Origin of the sequence: Kitasatospora humi, assembly GCF_020907985.1 — a bacterium.
Taxonomy (GTDB): Bacteria; Actinomycetota; Actinomycetes; order Streptomycetales; family Streptomycetaceae; genus Kitasatospora; species Kitasatospora humi.
In genome coordinates, this window is the sequence record NZ_JAJJPA010000079.1 from 1 (window position 1) to 22,403 (window position 22,403).

The 22,403-nt window shown below is 72.9% G+C and carries 20 protein-coding genes; 5 read left to right on the forward strand and 15 right to left on the reverse strand.

Annotated elements, in window-relative coordinates; translation table 11 throughout:
• Positions 1-4: 4 nt before the first annotated feature.
• The 3 genes from LN042_RS34570 to LN042_RS34580 form a co-directional block, all read right to left on the reverse strand.
• Positions 5-1,699, reverse strand: a complete 1,695-nt coding sequence (locus tag LN042_RS34570; RefSeq protein ID WP_230055417.1) for a sigma-70 family RNA polymerase sigma factor — start codon at positions 1,697-1,699, stop codon at positions 5-7.
• A gap of 194 nt (positions 1,700-1,893) precedes the next feature.
• On the reverse strand, positions 1,894-3,264 hold the full coding sequence (locus LN042_RS34575; RefSeq protein WP_230055435.1) for a sensor histidine kinase: 1,371 nt from the start codon (positions 3,262-3,264) through the stop codon (positions 1,894-1,896).
• Between the two features lie 100 nt (positions 3,265-3,364).
• The gene (locus tag LN042_RS34580) at positions 3,365-4,042 is read right to left on the reverse strand and encodes a response regulator transcription factor (RefSeq protein ID WP_230055418.1); all 678 of its coding nucleotides are present in this window, start codon (positions 4,040-4,042) and stop codon (positions 3,365-3,367) included.
• 447 nt (positions 4,043-4,489) lie between these two features.
• Between LN042_RS34580 and LN042_RS34585 the strand changes: the two genes are divergently transcribed.
• Both LN042_RS34585 and LN042_RS34590 read left to right on the forward strand, forming a co-directional pair.
• Positions 4,490-5,599: a glycosyltransferase gene (locus LN042_RS34585; protein ID WP_230055419.1), complete on the forward strand. Its 1,110-nt coding sequence runs from the start codon at positions 4,490-4,492 to the stop codon at positions 5,597-5,599.
• Positions 5,596-6,315, forward strand: coding sequence for a polysaccharide deacetylase family protein (locus LN042_RS34590; RefSeq protein WP_230055420.1), 720 nt, complete (start codon positions 5,596-5,598; stop codon positions 6,313-6,315). Before LN042_RS34585 ends, LN042_RS34590 begins: the two co-directional genes overlap by 4 nt.
• 124 nt (positions 6,316-6,439) lie before the next feature.
• Here the strand turns inward: LN042_RS34590 and LN042_RS34595 are convergent, their stop codons facing one another.
• From LN042_RS34595 to egtA, 12 genes are all read right to left on the reverse strand, one after another.
• Positions 6,440-7,630 (reverse strand): cytochrome P450 family protein, encoded by a 1,191-nt coding sequence (locus tag LN042_RS34595; RefSeq protein ID WP_443667720.1) that lies wholly within the window; start codon positions 7,628-7,630, stop codon positions 6,440-6,442.
• Positions 7,546-9,033 carry a cytochrome P450 gene (locus tag LN042_RS34600; RefSeq protein WP_230055421.1) on the reverse strand — a complete coding sequence of 496 codons (1,488 nt, stop codon included), beginning with the start codon at positions 9,031-9,033 and terminating at the stop codon, positions 7,546-7,548. Before LN042_RS34600 ends, LN042_RS34595 begins: the two co-directional genes overlap by 85 nt.
• Entirely contained in the window at positions 9,030-9,656 is a 627-nt protein-coding gene (locus tag LN042_RS34605) for a GTP-binding protein (RefSeq protein ID WP_230055422.1), read from the reverse strand. Before LN042_RS34605 ends, LN042_RS34600 begins: the two co-directional genes overlap by 4 nt.
• Complete coding sequence (locus LN042_RS34610) at positions 9,634-9,987, reverse strand: DUF742 domain-containing protein (RefSeq protein ID WP_230055423.1); 354 nt, start codon at positions 9,985-9,987, stop codon at positions 9,634-9,636. The genes LN042_RS34605 and LN042_RS34610 overlap by 23 nt, the downstream gene beginning before the upstream one ends.
• The gene (locus tag LN042_RS34615) at positions 9,984-10,397 is read right to left on the reverse strand and encodes a roadblock/LC7 domain-containing protein (RefSeq protein WP_230055424.1); all 414 of its coding nucleotides are present in this window, start codon (positions 10,395-10,397) and stop codon (positions 9,984-9,986) included. Before LN042_RS34615 ends, LN042_RS34610 begins: the two co-directional genes overlap by 4 nt.
• 58 nt (positions 10,398-10,455) lie before the next feature.
• A complete protein-coding gene (locus LN042_RS34620) occupies positions 10,456-11,874 on the reverse strand; it encodes an ATP-binding protein (protein ID WP_230055425.1) in 1,419 nt (472 codons plus the stop codon).
• Between the two features lie 322 nt (positions 11,875-12,196).
• Positions 12,197-13,114, reverse strand: coding sequence for an AurF N-oxygenase family protein (locus LN042_RS34625; RefSeq protein WP_230055426.1), 918 nt, complete (start codon positions 13,112-13,114; stop codon positions 12,197-12,199).
• The gene (locus tag LN042_RS34630) at positions 13,111-13,845 is read right to left on the reverse strand and encodes a TetR/AcrR family transcriptional regulator (protein WP_230055427.1); all 735 of its coding nucleotides are present in this window, start codon (positions 13,843-13,845) and stop codon (positions 13,111-13,113) included. The genes LN042_RS34625 and LN042_RS34630 overlap by 4 nt, the downstream gene beginning before the upstream one ends.
• 209 nt (positions 13,846-14,054) lie before the next feature.
• Positions 14,055-15,032, reverse strand: coding sequence for an L-histidine N(alpha)-methyltransferase (egtD, locus tag LN042_RS34635; protein ID WP_230055428.1), 978 nt, complete (start codon positions 15,030-15,032; stop codon positions 14,055-14,057).
• On the reverse strand, positions 15,029-15,826 hold the full coding sequence (gene egtC / locus LN042_RS34640; protein ID WP_230055429.1) for an ergothioneine biosynthesis protein EgtC: 798 nt from the start codon (positions 15,824-15,826) through the stop codon (positions 15,029-15,031). Before egtC ends, egtD begins: the two co-directional genes overlap by 4 nt.
• On the reverse strand, positions 15,826-17,163 hold the full coding sequence (gene egtB, locus LN042_RS34645) for an ergothioneine biosynthesis protein EgtB (protein ID WP_230055430.1): 1,338 nt from the start codon (positions 17,161-17,163) through the stop codon (positions 15,826-15,828). The genes egtC and egtB overlap by 1 nt, the downstream gene beginning before the upstream one ends.
• Complete coding sequence (gene egtA / locus LN042_RS34650) at positions 17,157-18,662, reverse strand: ergothioneine biosynthesis glutamate--cysteine ligase EgtA (RefSeq protein ID WP_230055431.1); 1,506 nt, start codon at positions 18,660-18,662, stop codon at positions 17,157-17,159. The genes egtB and egtA overlap by 7 nt, the downstream gene beginning before the upstream one ends.
• A gap of 291 nt (positions 18,663-18,953) precedes the next feature.
• On the opposite strand from egtA, the gene LN042_RS34655 reads away from it, so the two are divergent.
• The 3 genes from LN042_RS34655 to LN042_RS34665 form a co-directional block, all read left to right on the forward strand.
• On the forward strand, positions 18,954-19,613 hold the full coding sequence (locus LN042_RS34655) for a TetR/AcrR family transcriptional regulator (protein WP_372495874.1): 660 nt from the start codon (positions 18,954-18,956) through the stop codon (positions 19,611-19,613).
• 434 nt (positions 19,614-20,047) lie between these two features.
• Positions 20,048-21,610, forward strand: coding sequence for an MFS transporter (locus LN042_RS34660; protein ID WP_230055433.1), 1,563 nt, complete (start codon positions 20,048-20,050; stop codon positions 21,608-21,610).
• A gap of 172 nt (positions 21,611-21,782) precedes the next feature.
• The coding region (locus LN042_RS34665) for a hypothetical protein (RefSeq protein ID WP_230055434.1) at positions 21,783-22,403 on the forward strand (621 nt) is incomplete at its 3' end.

Genomic DNA, 22,403 nt, shown 5'->3' on the forward strand with positions numbered 1-22,403 from the left:
ACCGTTACGCCGGGGTGCCGAAGTCCTGCGTCCACCAAGGGCCGCCCGAGCCGATGTGCACCCCCACACCCAGTTCCTTGAACGCGCAGTTCAGTATGTTCGCGCGGTGCCCGGGGCTGTTCATCCAGCTGGTCATCACGGACGCCGGATCCCTCTGCCCGCGGGCGATGTTCTCGCCCCAGGTGCTCCACTGGTAGCCGGTCGCGTCGATCCGCTCCTGCGGGCCGGCACCGTCCGGGTTGGTGTGGTCGAAGAAATGCCGGGCCGCCATGTCGTCCGACTGCCGCTGGGCGGCCTCCTGCAACAGGCTGTTGGCGGTGACCGGGCCGCAGCCGTTCTGTGCCCGCTGCACGTTCACAAGCTTGATCACCTGTGTGATGAAGGCCGCCTGGCCGGGCGCCGGGGCCCCGCCGCCGCCCAGGTCGGGCAGCGACCGGTCGGGCGCGGCGCTGCTCGGCTGGGGCGCGGCGCTGGTCCGCGACGGCGTGGGTGCGGGTGCGGCCGAGTGTGAGGAGGGTGGTGCGGCGGACGGGGTGGGCGAGGCGGACGCGGACGGCGAGGGGCTGGGTGCCGTGGTGCTCGGCGAGGCCGTCGGCCGAGCACCGGCCAGTGCGTCGAGCAGGAGCCCGGCGGTCCTGGGAATGGTCGCCGAGAGCCCGGCGGCCTGCGCGTCGGCCGGGGTGCCGCCGTGCGAGGCGCCGGTGCCGTTCGGGCCACCGACACCGTCCCAGACCACGCCGGCCGCGACCAGTACCAGTAGCGCGCCGACCACGGTTGCGGCCTGGCGCCGTCGCCGACTGCGGACCAGCGCCCGGGCCCGCACCCGGGAGTGGCCTGCGGCGACGGCGACCGCCCGCCCGGGACCGCGGCCGCCCGCCCGGCGCCGCGCCGGACGCACCGGGGTGGTCGGCGCTTCGGCGGCCGTCGGCACGGCTTGGATCCGGCGCGGCAGCGGCAGCAGCGCCAGCCCCGCCAGCAGCCCCTCGGCGGGCACCAGGTCGCGGCCCGGCTCCTGGCAGTCGGCGCAGTCGCGGACGTGACGGGTGATCCGCTTGCGCCACAGTGGCGCCGGGTTCCCGTTCCAAGTCGCCGTCAGCTCGGCCAGTGCCGGGCAGACCGGCCGGGCGGCCAGCGCCCGCACCACCGTGCGGGCGCCGTCGAGGCGTTCCTTGACCCGCTGCACCCGGACCGCGGTGTGCTGCGGGCTCAGCTCCAGCGCCGCCGCCAGCTCGGCCCGGGTCAGCTCGCCGGCCGCCTCCTGCCACCAGAGCGCCAGCACCTCCCGATCGGCCGCGTCCAGCCAGCGGGTCGCCTCGGCCACCTCCCGGCGCTGCCCGGACAGGCCGAGGCGCACGATGGTCAGCTCGGCGAAGTCACCGGCTGGATCGGGCAGTTCGCGCACCTCGTCCAACCCGTCGGTTTGCCGAGCCTGCTGGGCGCGGTGCCGCTGGCGCACCTGGTTCATCGCGATCGCCACCAGCCAGCTGCGGAAGGCGGCCGGGTCGCGCAGCGCGGGCAGTCCGTCCACCGCGCGCAGCATCGTCTCCTGCACCACGTCGTCGGTGTCCGGATGCCCGTTCAGGGCCCGGCCGACGACGTTGTAGACCAGCGGCAGGTGATCGCCGAGCAACTCCTGACGAGCCGTCGCGTCACCGGTGCGCGCCCGTTCCGCCAACTCGCGGTACCTGTCCGTCTCCACCCGTGCCCACCTTCTCCAGCCAACCGACCTGTCCACAGCAGGAGATCCACGCCGTGGTGCCGGATAACGGAAAACCGCGCCCGACCTTAATCGAACGGTGCACGGGGCCCGGGCAGCGGGGCCCGGGGTGGGGGCAGCACCAGCCGAATGCCGGTCCGCCGGTTGGCGCAAGCCGGGTTGCGCGGCGGCCCGGCTCAGCCGGCCGGTGCCAGTGGCAGCCGCAGCACCAGCCGGGCGCCGCGGGCCGCGTGCTCGGCGGTGAGCGTGCCGCGGTGATGGGCGGCCAGGTCGCGGGCTATCGCCAGGCCGAGGCCGGCGCCGCCGTGGTCCCGGCTGCGGGCGTCGTCGAGCCGGGTGAAGCGCTCGAAGATCCGCTCCCGGTCGGCCGGCGGGATGCCGGGGCCGTCGTCGGTCACCTCCAGCACCGCCAGCTCGGCGCCCGCGTCCCCGCCCGTGTCCACCGGGACGGTCAGCCGGACCGCGATCGAGCGCTCGGCGAACCGCTGGGCGTTGTCCAGCAGGTTGGTCACCACCCGGGTGAGCCACAGCCCGCTGCCGGTGACCCGCACGTCCGGCGCCAGCTCGGCGCTGACCGGCACCCGGTCGCCGTGCCGCTTGCCGACGGCCTCGCGGACCAGTTCGGTGAGGTTGAGCGGCTGGTCGGGCACCGGCTCGGCGGCGTCGATCCGGGCCAGCAGCAGCAGGTCGACGGCGAGCCGCTGGAGCCGGTCGGTGTCCTCCAGCGCGCCGCTGATCAGCTCCGGCCAGGCGGCCGGGTCGCGGACCGCGAGTGCCACCTCCAGCTGCGTGCGCAGCACGGTGATCGGGCTGCGCAGCTCGTGCGAGGCGTCCGCGATGAACTGGCGCTGGCGCAGGACCGAGGACTCCAGCCGGTCCAGGGTGGCGTTCATGGTGGCGGCCAGTCTGGCGATCTCGTCATGGGTCTGCGGCACCGGCACCCGGCGGTGCAGGTCGCGGTCGCTGATCTCGGCGACCTCGGCCCGGATCGCCTCCACCGGGCGCAGTGCCCGGCCGGTCACCCACCAGGTGACCAGGGCCACGGTGACCAGCAGCAGCGGCACCCCGACCAGCAGCGCGGCCGAGGTGGTGTCGTCCGCCGCGTCCGCGTCCCGCAGCGAGGTGCCGGCGTAGACGGTGATCAGACCGCTGCCGGTCTCGGTGGTGACCTGCACCACCCGCTGGCGGTGCTCGTCGCCGAGCAGGCCGACGTCCCAGGTGCTGCGGACGGTGCCCGGGCCGGTCGGCTGGTGCGGCGAGATCGGGGCACGGCCCGCCAGGTTCTGGCTGGAGGTCAGCACCCGGCCGTTCTCGGCGACCACCTGGATGAAGTCGGCGCCGTGGGTGGGCGGCAGCAGCGGGTCCAGCTTGCCGGCCACGGCCGCCTGCGCGACGGCGGCGGCCTGCGCGTCGGCGTCGGCCTCGGCGTTGTGCAGCAGGTTGGCGTCGAGCAGGCCCACCAGTGACATCGAGGCGACGGCCAGCGCGATCGCCACCACCGCGCAGGCCCCCAGGGTGGCCCGGGCCCGCACGGTCAGCGGTCGCAGCCTGGCCAGTCCGCGGCGGCGCGGCGGCAGGCCGGGTTCCGGACGGCTGCCGGAGCGTGTGGTCGGGCGAGTGGGGAGGCCGAGCCGCCGCACCGGGCGGTCAGCCACCGTCGGCCGCCAGCCGGTAGCCGGCGCCCCGCACGGTCTCCAGCGCGCTGCGGCCGAACGGCGCGTCGATCTTGCGGCGGACCGCGCTGATGTGCACCTCCACCACATTGGGGTCGCCCTCGAAGGCGCTGTCCCAGACCTGCTCCAGGATCTCCCGCTTGGGCACCACCTCGCCGGCCCGCCGAGCCAGGTACTCCAGCACCGCGAACTCACGGGCGGTCAGCCGGATCGGGGTGCCGCCCCGGGTGCAGGTGTGCCGGGCCGGGTCGAGCAGCAGGTCGCCGAACTGCAGGGTCTGCGGGCGCCGCCGGCCGGTGCGCCGGGCCAGGGCGCGCAGCCGGGCCACCAGCACCACGAAGGAGAACGGCTTGGAGAGGAAGTCGTCGGCGCCGGTGTCCAGCGCCTCGGCCTCGTCGTACTCGCCGTCCTTGGCGGTGAGCATCAGGATCCCGGCCTCGTTGCCGGCGGCCCGGAGGCGGGCGCAGACCCGGTAGCCGTTCACGCCCGGCAGCATGATGTCCAGCACGATCACGTCGTAGTCGTGCTCGCCCGCCAGCCACAGGCCCTGGGGGCCGTCGTGCGCCACGTCGACCGTCATCCCCTCGGCCTGCAGCCCGCGCTGCAGCGCCGCGGCCAGCCGCCGCTCGTCCTCCACCACCAGTACCCGCATGCCCACCAGGATCCCAGGCCGACTTGATGATTTGCTGAAGACCCCTTCAGCTAGCTTCAGGCTGGCTTCAGGTAGGCAGTCGCATGCTGTGGCGCAGCAGTTCGATGGGATGGGTTGGTTCGAGCGCCGGCGGAGGACTCGACCGACGCCGACAGGGTGGGGCAAAACGGGCAATTCTCCCGTTGATTGGCCGTCCTGTCGGAGGGCGGACACCTGGTGTCCGGCTGCCATCCACCCGGACTCCCGCTGGGCGGCCTACCGTCACGGCCTGATCGGCCCGACCGACTCGGGCCGGCTCCGAAAGGGATCTCGGGGCCGGTTCGTCCGGCCCGTGGTCCGGCCGGGAAGTCCATGCCAGGGGGTCCCAGTACATCCGTATGACGCAGCGAGTCGCGGGTGCGGCTCCGCTGTGGGCGGGTGGCCGGGCCCGCCCTGGGAAGGAGCCTGATGCGGTCGAGTCAGCCGCGCCGGATCACCGTCGTGTCCGCGAGCGTGGGGGCGGGGCACGACGGCGCCGCCCGGGAGCTGGTGCGCCGCCTCGACGCGGCCGGCTTCGACGCCCAGTGCCACGACTTCCTCGACCTGCTGCCGCCGGGCTGCGGTCGGCTGCTGCGCGCCAGCTACGCGCTGGAGCTGAAGGTCGCCCCGTGGGCCTGGGGTTGGCTGCTCAGCGGCCTGGAGAAGAATCAGTCCTCGTCGGGCATGGTCGGCTCGCTGTTCGCGAAGGCCGCCGCCCGCAGGACCAGGCAGCTGATCGGCGACGACGTCGCCGCGGTGGTCTCCACCTACCCGCTGGCCAGCCAGGCACTCGGCCGGCTGCGCCGCCGCGGCGAGTTGGACGTGCCGGTGACCACCTTCCTCACCGACATGTCGGTGCACCCGCTCTGGGTGGCGGACGGCGTCGACCTGCACCTGGCGCTGGACCCGGTGGCCGCGGCCCAGGCCGCCCGGCACGGCGCCAAGGACATCGAGATCTGCCAGCCGCTGGTCGGCCCGGCCTTCCGTCCGGCCCGTTCGGCCGCCGAACGGGCCCGCGAGCGCGCCCGGTTCGGCCTGCCCACCGACCAGCCGATCGCACTGATCACCGCCGGCTCCTGGGGCGTCGGCGAAGTCGAGCAGACCGCCAAGGAGATAGCCGCCGCCGGGGTGGCCGTGCCGGTCACCGTCTGCGGGCACAACACGGCGCTGCGGGACAAGCTCGCCGCCGCCGGCACCGGCGTCGCGCTCGGCTGGGTGGACGACATGCCGGCCCTGCTGCGGGCCAGCGACGTGGTGGTGCAGAACGCCGGCGGGCTCACTTCGCTCGAGGCGATGGCCAGCGGCGTGCCGGTGGTCAGCTACCGTTGCCTGCCGGGCCACGGGGTGACCAACGCGGCCGCGCTGGACGAGGCCGGGCTCGCGGTCTGGATACGCGACGAGACGCAGCTCGCCGCCGCCCTGACCGAGGCGCTGGCCCGGCCCGCGATCCCGCGTCAGCGGACCGCGCCCAGCGCCGAGCGGGTGGTCGCCGCGATGGCCGGCGACGTGTCCGCACCGATCCTGAAGGTGGCCTCGTGACGACCACGACCCGTACCCTGGCCCTGACCGCCGGCGCCCTGGCGGTCGGCCACAGCCTGCCCGCACTCACCTCGCTCGGCCCGCTGAGGCCGCTGCTGGCACCCAAGTTGAGCGGCCCCGGCAACCCGCGCCACGTGGCGCTCACCTTCGACGACGGCCCGGACCGCGCCTCCACGCCGCTCTTCCTCAAGGAGTTGGAGAAGACCGGCACCAAGGCCACCTTCTTCCTGCTCGGGCAGATGCTCAGCAAGGACCCCGGGCTGGGCCGCGAACTGGTCGACGCCGGGCACGAGGTCGCGGTGCACGGCTGGGCGCACCGCCCGCTGCTGATCCGCGGACCGCGCGCCACCCTGAACGACGTCACCCGCGCCAAGGAGCTGATCGGCGCGGTCACCGGCCGGCAGCCGCGCTGGTACCGCCCGCCCTACGGCGTGCTCAACGCCTCGGCGCTGTACGCGGCGCGGCGCAACGACCTGCGCCCGGTGCTGTGGACCCACTGGGGCCAGGACTGGACCGCCAAGGCCACCCCCGACTCGGTGCTGCGCACCATCACCCGGGGCTCGCTCGCCGGGGCGACGCTGCTGCTGCACGACTCCGACTGCACCTCGGCGCCGCAGGCGTGGCGTTCCACCCTGGGCGCGCTGCCCCGGCTGCTGGAGCGGTGCGCGGAGCAGGGGTTGACCGTGGGGCCGCTGCGGGACCACGGGCTGGGCTGAACCGCGGCGACCGCGGCGGGCCGCAGCGACCGTGGCGGCCGCGGCGGTCGTGGTGATCGCGGCGACCGCGACAAGGCCGAGGGCGCCTGACGCGACGTCAGGCGCCCTCGGCGCAGCTGTGGCGTCAGTTCGCCGGGGTCAGCACCACCGACAGGTGCCGGTGCCCGTTGGAGATGAACGACTCCACCGGCGTCAGGTCCGCGTCAGGGGCGAGCGCCAGGTCGGGGAACCGCTCGAACAGCGCGGGCAGCGCCACCTGCGCCTCCAGCCGGGCCAGCGGCGCGCCCAGGCAGAAGTGCGCGCCATGGCCGAAGGCCACGTGGTCCTTGTCGGCGCGGCGCAGGTCGAAGACGTCCGGGTCGGCGTGCACCGACTCGTCCCGGCCGGCGGCGGCGTAGGCGGCGAGGATCGGCTCGCCCTGGCGGATCAGCACGTCGCCCGCCTGGATGTCCTGCACCGCGTAGCGCAGCGGCAGGTTGGCGACCGGCCCGCGCACCCGCAGGGTCTCCTCGATCACGTCGTTCCAGCCCGCCTGCCCGGTGCGCACCAGCTCCAGCTGGTCGGGGTGGGTGAGCAGCAGGTGGATCGCGTTGTCCAGCAGGTTGACGGTGGTCTCGTGCCCGGCGCCGAGCACCAGCAGCAGGGTGAACAGCAGCTCCTGCTCGGTGAGCGCGCTGCCGTCGCCGCCCTCCTCGTCGTCCCGGGCCGCGATCAGCACGCTGGTCAGGTCGTCACCCGGAGCCTCGCGCTTGATCGCGACCAGCTCGGCCAGCAGCTCGAAGACGCGGGTGTTGTTGGCCAGTGCGGCCTCGGGCGTGATGGTGGTGTCGAAGAAGTTGTCCACGCACTCGCGCAGGCCCGGGTGCAGGTGGGCCGGCACGCCGAACAGCTCGCAGATCACCTGGATCGGCACCGGATAGGCGTAGCCCTCGCGCAGGTCGACCGCCTCGCCCGGGGCGGCCTTGGCCAGGCCGTCCAGCAGCTCGGCGACCATCGCCTCGATCCGCGGGCGCATCGCCTCGGTGCGGCGCGCGGTGAACGCGCCCGCCACCAGGCGGCGCAGCCGGCGGTGGTCCTTGCCGTAGGCGGTGAACATGTTGTCCGTGTCGACCCAGATGCGCAGCGGCCAGTCCTCGGGGATGTCACCGTCGCGGAAGGCCGTCCAGTGCAGCCGGGCGCTCTTGGACACATTGGGGTCGGCGAGCAGCTGCTTGACCAGCTGCAGGCTGCCTACCGACCACGCCACCACGCCACCAGGGAGCTCCACCTGGGCCACCGGTCCGTCCTGGTGGATCCGGCGGGCCTCGCCGTGGATGTCGGTACCGCTGGTGTCGAGTCGGTAGGGGCAGCGGTCGGGTTCCATGTAAGGCCTCCAGGAGCATCGGCGGATCCGGGGAGAACGGACCCGGGGACAGCGGGAACGGGGACGGCGGGAACAGGGGCAGCGGGAACGGGGACAACGGGGGTGGGGGCGCGGGACGCGAGGTGCGGGGTGGTCATGGTGGTCGGCGGGAACCGCACCGGCAGCGCGGTCAGCGCCCGGTGGAACGGACCGGGGCGCCAGACCAGTTCCTCCGGCTTGACGTCGAGTTCGAGGTCCGGCAGGCGGTCCAGCAGCCGCTCCACGGCGACCGTGGCGATCAGCCGGGCGTGGCCCTGCGCCGGACAGGCGTGCGGCCCGGCGCTCCAGGCCAGGTGGGCCCGGTTGCCGGTGCGCGAACCGCCCGCCAGCGACGGGTCGTTGTTGGCGGCCGCGAAGCTGATCACCACCGGCTCGCCCTCCGGCAGCCGGCGGCCGGCCAGTTCGACGTCGCGCACCGGGAAGTGCACTGCGAAGTTGGCCACCGGCGGATCGGTCCACAGCACCTCGTCGAGGGCGTCCTCGACCGGCAGGCTGCCGCCCGCCAAGTCGCCGGCGAACCGGTCGTCGGTGAGCAGCAGTCGCAGCGAGTTGCAGATCAGGTTGAGTTCCGGCTCGGTGCCGGCGCCCATCAGCACCACCAGCTGGTGCAGCATCTCCTCGTCGTCCAGCGCCGCCTGATGGGCCATCAGCCAGCTGGTGACGTCGCTGCCCGGGTCGGCGCGCTTGAGCGCCACCAGCTGCAGCAGGACGTCGGCGACCTCCTGGTTGGCCCACTCGGGGTCGGTGCCGTCGAACATGGCGGCCATGCCGACCACCAGCCGGTCACCCAAGTGCGAGGGGCAGCCGAAGAGTTCGTTGAAGATCAGGAGCGGCAGCGGGCGGGCGTAGGCGGCCACCAGGTCGGCCTCGCCGTGCCCGGCGAAGGTGTCGATCAGCCGGTCGGCAACGCGTTCGACCTGGCCGCGCAGTGCGTTGGGGTCGATCCGGTCCAGCGAGTCGGTCACCGCGCCGCGCAGCCGCTCGTGCCGCTCGCCGTCCGCGAAGAAGCAGTTGGGCCGGAACGCCATCATCGGCACGGCCGGGCTGTCCGGTGGCACGCGGCCGTCGGCCAGGCCCTTCCAGCGGCGCGCGTCCTTGGTGAAGGTCTCGGTGGTGCGCAGCACGTCCAGCGCCGCCTGGTAGCCCAGCGCCAGGGTCGCGGTCACGCCCGGGAAGAGCTCGACGGGGGCGAGGGGGCCCTCGGCGGCCCGCAGCCGGGCATAGACCGCGGCCGGGTTCTCGGTGAACTCCGGTCCGTACAGCGGGAATGCGCCGCCATGCGCGGGGCAGCCGGGGGGAGGGGAGAGGTCTTTCACACATGCTCCAGGCGGGCTTCGGTGCCGATCAGGTATTCCACGAGCGAGATCAGCGCCCGGGTCGCCGAGGCCGGGTCGCGGGCGTCGCAGCTGACCAGCGGCGTGCTGGGCAGCAGGTCGAGGGCCTCGCGCAGCTCCTCCTCGGCGAACTCGGGTGCGCCGTCGAACCGGTTGACCGCCACCGCGTACGGCAGCCCGTGCTCCTCCAGCAGGTCCATCACCGGGAACGAGTGCTCCAGCCGCCGGGTGTCGGCCAGCACCAGGGCGCCCAGCGCCCCCAGGGCCATGTCCCGCCAGAGCGGGGTGAACCGCTGCTGCCCGGGCGCTCCGAACAGGTAGAGCACGAGGGATCGACTGAGCGTCAGGCGGCCGAAGTCCATGGCGACGGTGGTGGTCTGCTTGCCGGGCACCCCGGTCAGGTCGTCCACCAGCACGCTCGCCTCGGTCATCGGCTCCTCGGTGCGCAGCGGCTCGATCTCCGACAGGGTGCCGACGAAGGTGGTCTTGCCGACCGCGAAGTGGCCGGTGACCAGCAGCTTGACGGCGGTCCGCACCCCGTCGCCGAGGTAGCTGACCCCTGCCGTTTCGAGGCCGCCGATCTCAGAGCCGGGCACGGAGCCCATCCAGAACCTCCTGCAGCAGCTGGGAAGCGGGGAGTTGCGCCCGCGGAATGGCGGCCCGGGTGAGGACGTGGCCGCTGTCGACCAGGTCGCCGAGCAGCACCTTGGTGACGCTGACCGGCAGCCGCAGGTGCGCGGCAACCTCGGCCAGCGACAGCGAGCCGCGGCTCACCAGGGCCACCAGTCGGCGCTGTTCGGGAGTCAGCCCCTGCAACGGCCGGTCGGGCACCCCGCTGACCAGCGTGACCAGGTCGAAGGTGTTGCGGGACGGCTCCGAGCGGCCGTTGGTGACCACGTACGGCCGGACCAGACCCTGCTCCCGGCGCGGGCTCACCGCACGGCCCCCGCGTCCTGCCGCGGCGGCGTGCCGAGTTCCTTGCCGAGCCGGTCGACCAGCTTCTGCATCCGGTAGCTCACCGCCTCCATGTCCACCGACTCCCCGGCGGACACGGCGAGATAGGCCCCGGGGCCGGCCGCCACCAGGAAGACGTAGCCGCCGGCGAACTCGATCAGGCTCTGCCGCCACGGTCCGGAGTCGCCGCCGAGGAACCCGGCGGTGCTGCGGCTGATCGACTGCACACCGGCGAGCGCGGCGGCCTGCCGGTCCGCCTCGTCGCGGGTGATCCCGGCGGAGTGGGCGCGCAGCAGGCCGTCGGCCGAGAGCAGGATGGCGTGCCGGGCGTGCGGGACCATCAGCACGTCATCGAGCATCCAGCCCAGGTCGTTGGCGGGGTGGCTGTTCATCGAGCTCTCCTAGCGGCGGTACGGGCAGCGGCTGGGCGTTCGGGGGCAGCCGCGGGGATCAGCTGTGAGTATCGGGTTCGGGCGCGCGGCCGGCCCGGGTGCCGCGCGCGAAGGCGCCGAGCCGCTGGGCGGTGGCCTCGGCGTCCCTGACCAGGTCGCCGGGGGACCGGCCCGCCGGGTCGGCGGCGGTTTCCTGGCCGAGGGCGGACTCCGGGAGCGGCTCGCGGCGGCGGCGCTTGGGCAGGCCGCCGGCGGTGCGCGGGCCGACCGTCCGGGCGGCCGGCTCCTGGACTCCCGCCTGCCCCTGGACTCCCGCCTGCTGGTGGACGTCCGCCCGGTGGGGCCCGTCCGGCTGGTGGGGGTCCGAGTGGTGGTGAGGTGTCGCTCGGTGGCGGGGAGCCCGTGCCTGCTCGGGTGACGGCTCGGGCAACGGCGCCGGGTCCAGCGTGCCGTCGGTGGTGATCCGCGCCTCCGGCTCCGGCTCGGGAGTGATCTGGGTGAGCAGTTCGGTCGGCAGGAAGAGCACCGCGCGGACCCCGCCGTAGGGCGAGCGGGTGTCCACCGAGACGCTGAAGCCGTACCGCGCCGCCAGCACGCCGATCACCGCGAAGCCGAACTGCGGCGGGTCGCCGAGTCGGGTGACGTCCACCGAGCGCTGCCCGCCGAGCAGTTGACCGGCCAGCTCGACCTCGCGCGGATCCATGCCGACACCCGCGTCGTCGATCACGATGCAGGCGCCGTGGTGGGCCGGCTGCAGATTGACCTCGACCAGGGTGTTGGGCTGGGAGTGTCGGGCCGCGTTGTCCAGCAGTTCGGCCACCGCCAGCACCACCGGCTCCACCGCCCGGCTGGTGACCGCCAGTTCGACCTGGGTGCGGATCTCGATCCGCTTGTAGTCGCGGACCCGGGACTTGGCGCCGCGCACCACGTCGCTCAACGACGACGCGGAGCGCTGCCGACCGGGCCAGGAGCCGCAGAGCACTGCGATGGCCTGGGCGCGGCGGCCGAACTGGGAGTTGGTGTGGTCGATCTCCAGCAGGTCGCGCAGCACCGCGGGGTGGTCATGGCGCTCCTGCATCTCGGAGATCGCCACCTGCTGCTCGTTGGCCAGCCCCTGCAGGGCCCGCATCGCACCCTTCAGCGCTGCCTTGGCGTTCTGGTCGGCGCGCAGCTCGGCCCGCTCCACGGCACTGCCGAACTGGTCGGCCACCTGTCGTAGGCTCTGCTCGAAGCCCGTGCCGGCCAGCAGCGGGTCGATGGGGGCCGGATGGGCGACTGCGGAGTGCATCAAGGCCGGCAGTCGGACAGTGGCCAGCCGGTGCGCCTCCTCGTCCCGGGCCCGCACCGCGGCCTCCAGCCAGGCCAGCGCGGTGGCCCGGTCGCGGGCCAGGCGCCACTGTCGAACGAGCCCCAGTAGGGCCGGCAGCAACCCGGCTCCCAGGCACCAGGGCACCGCCTGCGGTATCTGCGACATCAAGTTCCTTGCACGGGCGAACGGTTCACTGCCCCACCGATGTAAAACCGGAGCGACGGGCACTGGCTGGCGAGCTTGAAGTTCTGATCATCCAACCATATTGACGTCTGAATGTCAGAAGTACGTGTCAGATTGTCACCTGACGATCCATTTGTTGACACCCGTTTGGTTGGGTCCGCCATTGGTCGGGACAGCCAAGGGGTGGATCCGGCCAATGGCGGGATCCGATCGGTCGGCCGCGGCCTGAGCCGGGTGTTACCAGGCCGCCGCGGAACCGGGTCTCCGGAAGTCTGACGGCCAGTGGGCTCACCGTCCTGTCGGGCAGTCAGCGCATCAGGTGCGCGCGCCGCCAGGCGGGGGCGGTGCCGGCGTCGATGATGCCCAACTCGGTGAAGTAGTCGACCGCCTTGCGTGCCCACTCCACCTGGGCCTGCTGCCAGTGCGGATTGGCGCGGGCGGCCCGCTTGGCGGCCTCCGGGTCCAGGCCGGTCAGCGCGTACACCCGGGGATGCACGCACTCACGCACCGCCTCGTTCGCCAGGAAGGCCAGCACCCGGCGGAACAGCGCACGCCGGGCCGGGGTCATCCGGCCCCAGCGGCGGGCCAGTTCGGGCTTGGCGAAGCCGATGTGCCGGGCCTCCTCGACCACGTGGATCCGGGCCGTCGCGCGGGCCAGCGGCTGCAGGGTCTCGTCCCGCAGCATCTCCCGCTGCATGGCGTCGGTGAACTCCTCGACGAAGATCGCACCGGCCAGGGTCAGCGTGATGTCGTTGAGCTGCAGGTAGAACCGGCCGCGCAGGTCGGCCCGGCGGGACGGCCGGGCGGTGGGGTAGCCGGTCTTCCTGACGTACTCGGCGAACATGGTGGAGTGCCGGCACTCGTCGGCCACCTCGGTGAGCGCGTACTGCGCGTGCCGGGTGGTGAGGTCCTGGCCGTAGACGTGCCGGATCAGGCCGTTCATCAGCAGGATCTCGAACCAGATCCCGGCCGTCATGGTGCTGGCCAGCTGCCGGGTGCTCAGCTCGGCCCGCCGGCGTGGGGACAACTGCTCCCACAGCTCCGTGCCGTAGAGGGTGACCCGGTGCGGCGGCAGGGCGAACTGGTCCGGATCGATGGGCGCCGCCCAGTCGATCTCGGTCATCGGGTCGTAGGAGTGCTTGGCCGAAGTGCGCAGCAGGCGCTCGGCGTTGCGCTCGCGGTCGATGGGTTCCTTGCCCGGGCGGATGGGGGAGTCCGTGGTCACGGTGCTGCTCCGGTCGGTGCGGGGTGGGTGGGGGAGTCCGTGGTCACCGCGCCGCCGCGGTCGGCGCGGAGTCCGTGGTCACGGTGCTGCTCCGGTCGGTGCGGGGTGGGTGGGGGTGCGCCGTCGGAGGTCGCGAAGCCGAGGGCGCGCAGCGAGAAGGTGATCAGGGCGGGGATCAGGTCGTCGGGGGCACGGCCGTCGGCGAGCGGGCCGACCAGCGCCTCACCGATCCCGCCGACCAGTAGCGCGGCTGTCAACGCCGGGTCCTGAGCGGGCAGTCGGCCGACGTTGACGCCCTCCGTGATCGCCGCGGCGATCACATCGCGGAAGGCGCGCCGGAACACCAGGCGCTCCGCCTCCACCTCCGGATCGACCGGCTCGGCGAGCAGGGCGTAGGCCAACCGCGGTGCGCCGAGCGCCCGGCCCGCGAACACCCCGATCACCGAGGCGACTTGGGCGTGCTCGTCGCCGCCGTAGTCGCGGGCGGCAGCGGTCCGCACGGCCTCCACCTCCCGGCCGACCACAGTGCGGAACAGCTCGGCGACCAGCTCGGCCTTGTTGGGAAAGGAGCGGTAGACGCTACCGGTCGCGATGCCGGCGCGCTCCGCGACGGCCGCCACCGAGCAGGCCGCATAACCGCGTTCGGCGAGCAGCTCGGTGGCGGCGACGAGCACGGCGTCGCGTTGCGCGTCGAGCCGGGCTTGGACGGCAGGCGTCTTCCGGTAGGCCACGGCAAGGAGTGAAGCAGTGATTCACGGCTTCAGCAATACCCCTCGCTCCGGCAACGCCCCTGGCGCGCAACGGAACCGGGGCCGCGGTGGGGGCCGTGACCCCGGTCCGGTGAGAACGGATCAGGACGTGCTGCGGTGCTCGGTCGGTGCCGTCAGGGTTCGCCGGGCCGCCACCCGTGCCGGCCGCACCGTGGCCTCGCCCCAGCGGGTCAGCCCAGTGGCTCGGCCAGTGAGAGCCCGAACCGGGCCTCGGGATCGGTCCACCAGTGCCGCAGCTGGAACCCGGCCGCCGCCAACTCGGCCGCCACCCCGGCCTGCCGGAACTTGGCCGAGATCTCGGTGCGCAACTCCTCGCCCGCCGCGAACTCCACGGTCAGTGACACGCCGGGGATCGTGACCTGCTGCGCTCTGACGGACCGCAGCCGCATCTCGATCCACTCGTGCTCGGCGTCCCAGTACGCCCGGTGCTGGAATCCGGTCGGATCGAAGTCCGCCTCCAGCTCCCGGTTGAGCACATTGAGCACGTTCTTGTCGAACTCGGCGGTGACACCGGCCGCGTCGTCGTAGGCGGCGACCAGTACCTCCGGGTCCTTGACCAGGTCGGTGCCGAGCAGCAGCGCGTCGCCCGGGGCGAGTTCGGCCCGCAGTGCCGCCAGGAAGGCGGCACGTTCGTCCGGTGCGAAATTGCCCAGGGTGCCACCCAGGAAGGCGACCAGCCGCGGCGGGTGCACCTCGTGCGGCAGCCCGAGACTGGCGGTGAAGTCGTTCACCACGCCGTGCACCGTCAGCCCCGGGTAGTCCTGGGCCAGCCGCCGCCCGGCCTCGCGCAGCGCGCTCTCGCTGACGTCGACCGGCACGTAGGCCTCCAGGGTGCCCAGTCGGCGCAGCGCGTCGAGCAGCAGCCGGGTCTTCTCCGAGGATCCCGAGCCCAACTCGACCAGGGTGCGGGCCCGGGAGGCGGCGGCGATCTCCCCGGCGCGGGCGGTCAGGATGGCCCGCTCGGCCCGGGTCGGGTAGTACTCCGGCAGCCGGGTGATGTCCTCGAACAGCTCGCTGCCCCGCTTGTCGTAGAACCACTTGGGCGGCAGCCACTTGGCGGGCGCGGTCAGGCCGCGGACCACGTCGGCGCGCAGCGCCCGGGCGAAGTGGTCGGTGGGGAGCAGTCGGGTGAGCTCGAAGGCGGTCATCGCGGGTCCCTTCCCAATCCGGACGCAGAGGGGTCTCTCAGAGCTTCGACAGCGGCGTCGAGCGGATGGACGGCCACGGCTTCGGGGGTGGCCACCAGGACGGACCGGTCGGGCACCGGGATCCATCCGGGGCCGTCATCGCCGGGCTCGGAGGCGACCACCACCGAGCGTCCGGGCTCCGAGCGGTGGAACAGGGTGTCCCCCCAGGCAGTTGCGGCGATCACCTGGCCGTCGGTGACCAGCAGGTTGAGCCGACCCTCGGTGTGCCGGACCACCTCGGCCACGGTGGCGGCAAGCGCCTGGCCGACCGCCAGGCCGGTGCGCAGCCGGCGCCGCAGCAGCGCCCAGATCAGCGCGGAGTCGCAACGCGCCTCCAGGGTGAGCAAGTCGGCCGGACCGAGCAGCGCGGCCAATTCGTCGAGCGCGTGCGGCCAGCCGGCCAGCAGGCCGTTGTGACTGAACAGCCAGCCGTCGCCCTTGTAGGGGGCGGCGGCGCTCTGCTCCGCCGAGGTGCCCACGGTGGCGGAGCGGACGGCGGCCAGCAGCGCCCGGGTGCGGATCACCCGGGCCAGGTCGGTGAAGTTCTCGTCCATCCAGATCGGTCCCGCGCGTCGGTAGCGGGCGGGCAACGGGTCGCCCTCGGCGTACCAACCCACGCCGAAGCCGTCCGCGTTGACCGTGCCGTACCGCTGCAACCGGGGCGACCAGGACTGCCGGTGCAGCCCGTAGGGCGGCTCCACCAGGACTTCGGCCAAGCTCACCGGCACTCCCAGGTAAGCGAGGTGACGGCACATCAGCGTCCGTCCACCAGGTCGCGGGCGGTTCGGAAACCGGCGAAGATCTGCCGCCGCACCGGGTAGTCCCAGTTGCGGAAGGTCCCTCGGCAGGCGACCGGTGCCACCGCGAAGCTGCCGCCGCGCAGCACCTTGTACTCGGCCGGCTGCCCGGGCTTCGCGAAGAACACCTCCGAGTACTCCCGGTACGGCCAGGCCCGGAACCCCGGATAGGGCGCGAAGTCGCTGGCCGTCCACTCCCAGACATCACCGATCAACTGCCGTACTCCGTAGGCGGATTCGCCTTTCGGGTAACTGCCAGCCGGAGCGGGCTGCAGATGCCGCTGGCCCAGGTTGGCGTGCTCCGGGCCGGGCGGTCCATCGCCCCACGGGAAGCGCCGCGAGCGCCCGGTGGCCGGGTCGTGGCGGGCCGCCTTCTCCCACTCTGCCTCGGTCGGCAGCCGCCGGCCCGCCCATCGGGCGTAGGCCTCGGCCTCGTACCAGGTGACGTGCAGCACCGGCTCGTCCGGCGGCACCGGCTCGACCCGCCCGAACCGGCGGCGCAGCCAGACGCCGTCCTGCCTGGTCCAGAACAGCGGGGCGGCCAACTCGGCCTGCCGGCAGTGCTGCCAGCCGGATTCGCTCCACCAGCGCGGTTCCCGGTAGCCGCCGTCCTCGATGAACCGCTGGTAGGCGGCGTTGCTCACCGGCGTGGTGTCGATCGCGAAACCGGGCAGGTCGACCTGGTGGGCCGGGCGCTCGTTGTCCAGCGCCCATGGCTCGGTGTCGGTGCCCATGGTGAACGGACCGGCCGGCACCAGGACTTCGGCGGGCAACCGCTCAGCGGGGGCCGGGTCGGGCGCCGGTGCGGTCAACACGGCGTCACCAGTGCGAAGTTGGTGTGTGATCAACATCGTCTCGTCATGCTGCTGCTCATGCTGGGCGATCAGACCGAACGCGAATCCCGCCTGCAGCAGCGGCGGTCCGGCGAGCGCGACCCCGTCGAGCAGGTCGAGCACCCGGCCGCGCACCTCGGCGGCGTAGCGGCGGGCCTCGGCGGGCGGCAGCAGCGGCAGGGCGGGGCGCTCGGCGCGCGGATGCCGGAAGGCGTCGTAGAGCGGGTCGATCTCCGGGCGCATCGGCTCCCGGCCGCCGACGTTGCGCAGCAGCCAGAGCTCCTCCTGGTTGCCGATGTGCGCCAGGTCCCAGACCAGCGGTGACATCAACCGGGAGTGCTGGGCGGTCAGTTCGGCGTCGCCCACGCTGTCGGTCAGCAGGCCGGTGCGGGTGCGGGCGGCCAGCAGCTCATCGGCGATGGTCTCGCGAAGCCGCTCCTCGCCGGCGTCGGTGTTCAGCATGATGCGTCGTCCTCTCCGGAGTCCCGCCGATCTTCCGGGTCTTCCGGCCAGTCGGGTGCATGGTCGATCGGGTCGTGCTTCCCGAGGTCGGGTGCGCCGGCGAGCAGCCGGTCGTCCTCAGGCCCGGGTGCGTTGTCGAGCAGGCCGCTCGCTTCGGGGCCGGGTGCGCCGGCGAGCAGCCGGTGGCGCTCGGAGCCGGGTGCGTCGTCCAGCAGGTCATCGGCGGGACATCGGCCCCTTGCGGGGTAGCGGTCCCGGAACTCGGCCAGGGTGTCCCGGATCCGCCCGTCGACCCCGGCCCGCGAGAGCGCCGCGTCGGCGGCGGCGAAGCAGTCGAGTGCGGCCCGCCGCAGCACCGGGTCGTCCATGCCCCGGGCGGCGGCCCTGGTCCAGGCGGCCCCGCGCGGCCCGGGCTCTGCCGATGCGGCGCTGAGCGGCTCCAGCGCGGCCAGTGCGGCATCCGCGGCCCGCTGGTCGGAGAAGAGCGCGGCGGCCAGCGCGACCGGGACGATCCAGCCGTCACCGGGCTGGGCGTCGATCATGCGCAACTCCAGGTAGCCGCGCGGTCGCACCGGCGGGAACAGGGTGCCGACGTGGTACTCCAGGTCGGACAGGGAGGGCCGGTCCGCCTCCGGCCCGCGCAGCCAGTCCCGGAAGGTCTGCCCGACCGGTGCGTTCCACGGCAGCCCGTGTGGCCGGCGCACGCAGAGCAACTGCGCGTCCAGCACGTACCGCGCCCACGCCTCGCGCGGGTCGCCGCCGCGCGGTGCCAGGGTGCGGCTGGGGTCCATCCGGGCCCAGACCGCCTGTCGCGCGGACCGGTAGCCGGTGCGGCGGCCGTCCAGCAGCGGAGAGTTGGCGAACGCCGCGACCAGCACCGGACCGAGCCGGTGCGCCAGCTGCCAGCGCTCCCGGAACCCGTCGGCTCCGGACGCCTCGGTGCCCGCGTCCAGGCACACCTGGGTGGACGCCGTGACGCACATCATGATCTTGCCCCAGGGGCCGCTGCGGCCGAAGAATTCTTCCATGGCCAGGTAGCGGGGTTGACGCTGGGTCAGCTGGCGGGCTCGCGGATGGGGTTCGGTACCGTAGCCGGCGAGAGTCAGGCCCTGGGCGGCGAAGGCCGCGCGGAGGGTGGAGAGGTCCTGGCCGGCGGTCCGTACGCACGCCGTCAGGTCCTCGGCGGCGGGGGAGCTGAGCTCTACCTGGCCGCCGGGCTCGCGGGTGATCCGTGAGCCACCGGGGAGGGAAGACAGGTCCGGATGCAGGTCGAGCGCCGCGAGGGCGGCGCCGACTCGCTCGGGGGCGGGGGAACTGTGTGGCTGACGGGAATCATGCACCAACCATTCGAGCTCGACGCCGAGCCGGGTGGGAGGGCCGATCTTGAAGCAGGTGCGGGCGACATATGCCTCGGCGGTGGACTCGGTCAGCGGGGTCACCGTGGGTGGCGCCTGCGGCGGAGCGGCGGCGGACGGGGTAGACGGCCGTGCGACGTTCACTGGATCACGTCCTCATGCTGTGCCGGCCCGGATTGCGGGCGGCAGGGGCAATCCGCTACTTGCCCAAGTCTGCGACTGGTCACTCGAGGTTGCCCGACGCCTGGTCGTAACGGCTGGATTCCCGCTGGTCGGCTCGGGCAACCGGGTGAGGTGAGACGAGTCACATCTGCCGCAATCCCGGCTGGGCGGAAATATGTGGGGAAGTTCTCCCCGTTTGCCGTACAGTCGATGGAAGTGGGGGATGAGTCCCCGGATCACGCCGGGCCCCCGGAAAGGAGTGCTGCCATGGACATGCTGGAAGTTCCGGCTCCCGCCTGCACGGCGGCACCCAAACTCCGGGCCGATGCGGTCCGGAACCGGGAGCGCATCCTCGCGGCCGCCAGGAAGCTGTTCGCCAACGAGGGTGCCGACGTACCGCTCGACGAGATCGCCCGTCAGGCCGGCGTCGGCAATGCCACCCTCTACCGCAACTTCCCGGACCGTCCCGCGCTGATCCACGAGGTCGCGCTCTCCGTGATGGAGCGCATCCTGGACCGGGCCCGCGTGGCGCTGGCGAGCGACGGCGATCCGTTCCAGGCGCTGTGCGACTTCGTGCACGGCAGCGCCGACGAGCACATCGGCGCGTTGTGCACCATGCTCACCGAGCCGGTCAAGCAGCAGAACGAGGACCAGTACTTCGCCCTCAAGGCGGCGACGGAGCGGGTGGTGGACCAGCTGATGGCCCGCGCCAGGGAAACCGGCAGCCTGCGCGCCGACGTGGCACCCGGTGACCTCTTCGTCGCGCTGGGGCGGCTCTCCCGGCCGATGCCGGGCGCCGACTGCCTGAAAATCGACCAGAACATGATGATCCACCGTCACCTGCAGCTGCTCCTCGACGGATTGCGGGCGCCCGCGCCCTCGGTCCTGCCAGGACGCGCGATCACTCTCGACGACCTGCGACGGAGCGACTGATCGACCGTGTGATCGACCCGCTCCATCGAATTCACTTGTGCGAGCCGACGTGTTCGCCCGACATTTTCCAACCGACTTGATCGACCTGACGTGATCAACCTGACTGTCCTGTCACTGATCTTTCGACGTCACTGATCGACCCGCTCGATTGTCAGTGTCTCTGAGTAGCGTCACCGGGGAGCCGAACCGTCCCCGGCCCTGAAACGTCCGGAAGCGGCCCAACCGTGTCCGCCTGCACAGCGGGGGCGGCCGAGCCGACCTCCGACCGCACGAGGGAAGCGGCCCGGTCCGCGTCCCACCGCACGAGGGAAGCGGCTCGGCCCGCGTCCCACCGCACGAGGGAAGCGGCTCGGCCCGCGTCCCACCGCACGACGGAAGCGCCAACCGCCTCCGACCGCACCAGCACCAACTCCTGCCGTTAGGTGAGTACACCCATGTCAGACAACGTCGTGCCACAGGCCGACCCCAACCGCTGGAAGACCCTGGGCTTCCTCGGTCTCGCCCAGTTGATGGTGGTGCTCGACGCCACCATCGTGAACATCGCCCTGCCCACGGCGCAGAAGACCCTGCACTTCTCGGACACCAACCGGTCCTGGGTCATCACCGCCTACGCGCTCGCCTTCGGTGGCCTGCTGCTCTTCGGTGGCCGCGTCGCCGACATGTGGGGCCGCCGCCGCACCTTCATCACCGGCCTGATCGGCTTCGCCGGCGCCTCGGCGATCGGTGGTGCCTCGCAGAGCTTCGCCATGCTGGTCGGCGCCCGCGCGCTGCAGGGCATATTCGGCGCGCTGCTCGCACCGGCCGCCCTGTCGCTGCTCACCGTGACCTTCACCGAGGCCAAGGAGCGCGCCAAGGCGTTCGGCATCTACGGTGCCATCGCCGGTGGTGGCGGTGCGCTCGGCCTGATGCTCGGCGGTGTGCTCACCGAGTACCTGAACTGGCGCTGGACCTTCTACATCAACGTCCCGTTCGCGGTCGTCGCGGTGCTCGGCGCGCTCTTCGTGATCCGCGAGCCCGCCGGTGGCCTCAACCGCAACAAGCTGGACATCCCCGGCGTACTGCTGGTCTCGGCCGGCCTGGTCTCGCTGGTCTACGGCTTCACCGAGGCCTCCGAGAAGGGCTGGGGCGCGGGCCTCACCGTCGGCCTGTTCATCGCCGCCGCGGTCCTGCTGACCGCGTTCGTGATCGTCGAGCGGACCGTCGCGCACCCGCTGCTGCCGCTGCGCGTGGTGCTCGACCGCAACCGCGGCGGCTCCTACCTGGCGCTCGGCCTGGCCGTGATCGGCATGTTCGGTCTGTTCCTGTTCCTGACCTACTACATGCAGAACATCCTGCAGTACACCCCGGTCACCACCGGCTTCGCGTTCCTGCCGATGGTCGCCGGCATGATCACCGGCTCCACCCAGATCGGTGCCCGCCTGATGAACCGGGTCCCGGCCCGCTGGCTGATGGGCCCCGGCTTCGTGGTCGCCGCGATGGGCATGCTGATCCTGACCCAGATCAAGGTCGACAGCTCGTACTGGCTGATCCTGCCCGGACTGGTCCTGATGGGCCTCGGCATGGGTACCGCGTTCATGCCGGCGATGAGCCTGGCCACCTTCCGGGTGCGCCCGACCGACGCCGGGGTCGCCTCCGCGATGGTCAACACCTCGCAGCAGGTCGGCGGCGCCATCGGCACCGCGGCGCTGAGCACCGTGGCGACCAGCGCGACCAACGCGTACCTCAGCTCGCACCACGTTCCGGCGATCCCCGCGGCTTCCGGGGCTCCGGCCCAGCCGGTCTCGCCGGAGATGATGCAGAAGATGCACGAGATCATGGCGGGGCACGCTCAGGCCGCCGTGACCGGCTTCTCCCACGCCATCTGGTGGTCGTTCGGCTTCCTGCTGGTTGCCGCGGCCCTGGCCACCGCGCTGCTGAACGGCGGTGGCAAGCAGAACATCATCGCCGCCGGCAGCGGTGACGGCGAGGTCGCCGATGTGCCGGTGATGGCGCACTGACGCGCTGCCGGCACCTCACGCGCTGCCGGCAACTCACCTGACGGCGCCGCCCCCTCTCCGATTCCGGGGAGGGGGCGGCGCCGTTCCATCTCCCGTGTCCTCGGGAAAGGCGTTGGACAGGCCGCTGCCGGGCGTGGTCGACTCGGCTGATCCACTACGAGGAGGAGTCTGCATGACCGTCAGCCCCGTCGCCGCCCCGATCGACCGCCTGCGCCTGGCCGTTGCACGCACGGCCGAGCTGGTCGCGGACCGGGCGCCCACCGGGCTGAGCCTCCCCCAGCCTTCGGCCGGGGGGACCCCCATCGACGCCGACGACGTGCACGGCACCGTCGGCACCGACGGCGCGGTCGGCTTCGACCCGATCCCCCTGCTCGCCGAACTCGACCGGCAGGGAGCCCAGGTGACGGTCATCGGCCAGGTGGCCGGCATCCTGCACGGCTCCCAGGAGCTCACCGGCGACCTCGACCTGCTCTGGGACGGCGACCACTCCCGGGCCGCCGCGATGGCGGCGGCCTTCGCGGCCGTCGGCGCCACCCTCCTCGACGAGGACGGCAACGAACTGCCCTGCGGCCCCGAGGCGTTCCACCTCCGCAAGCTCGACTTCCGCACGCCGCAGGCCTCCGGCGACCTGTGCACGCCCAAGCTTCCCTGGGGCGAGCTGGACGTCACCGGCTTCGTCGAGCGCGCGCTCACCACGCCCGGCGCGGACGGCACCGTGATCCGCTACCTGCGCAAGGCCGACCTCAATGCCATGCGTACCGCTGTCGGACGCCCCAAGGACCTGCGCCGCGTC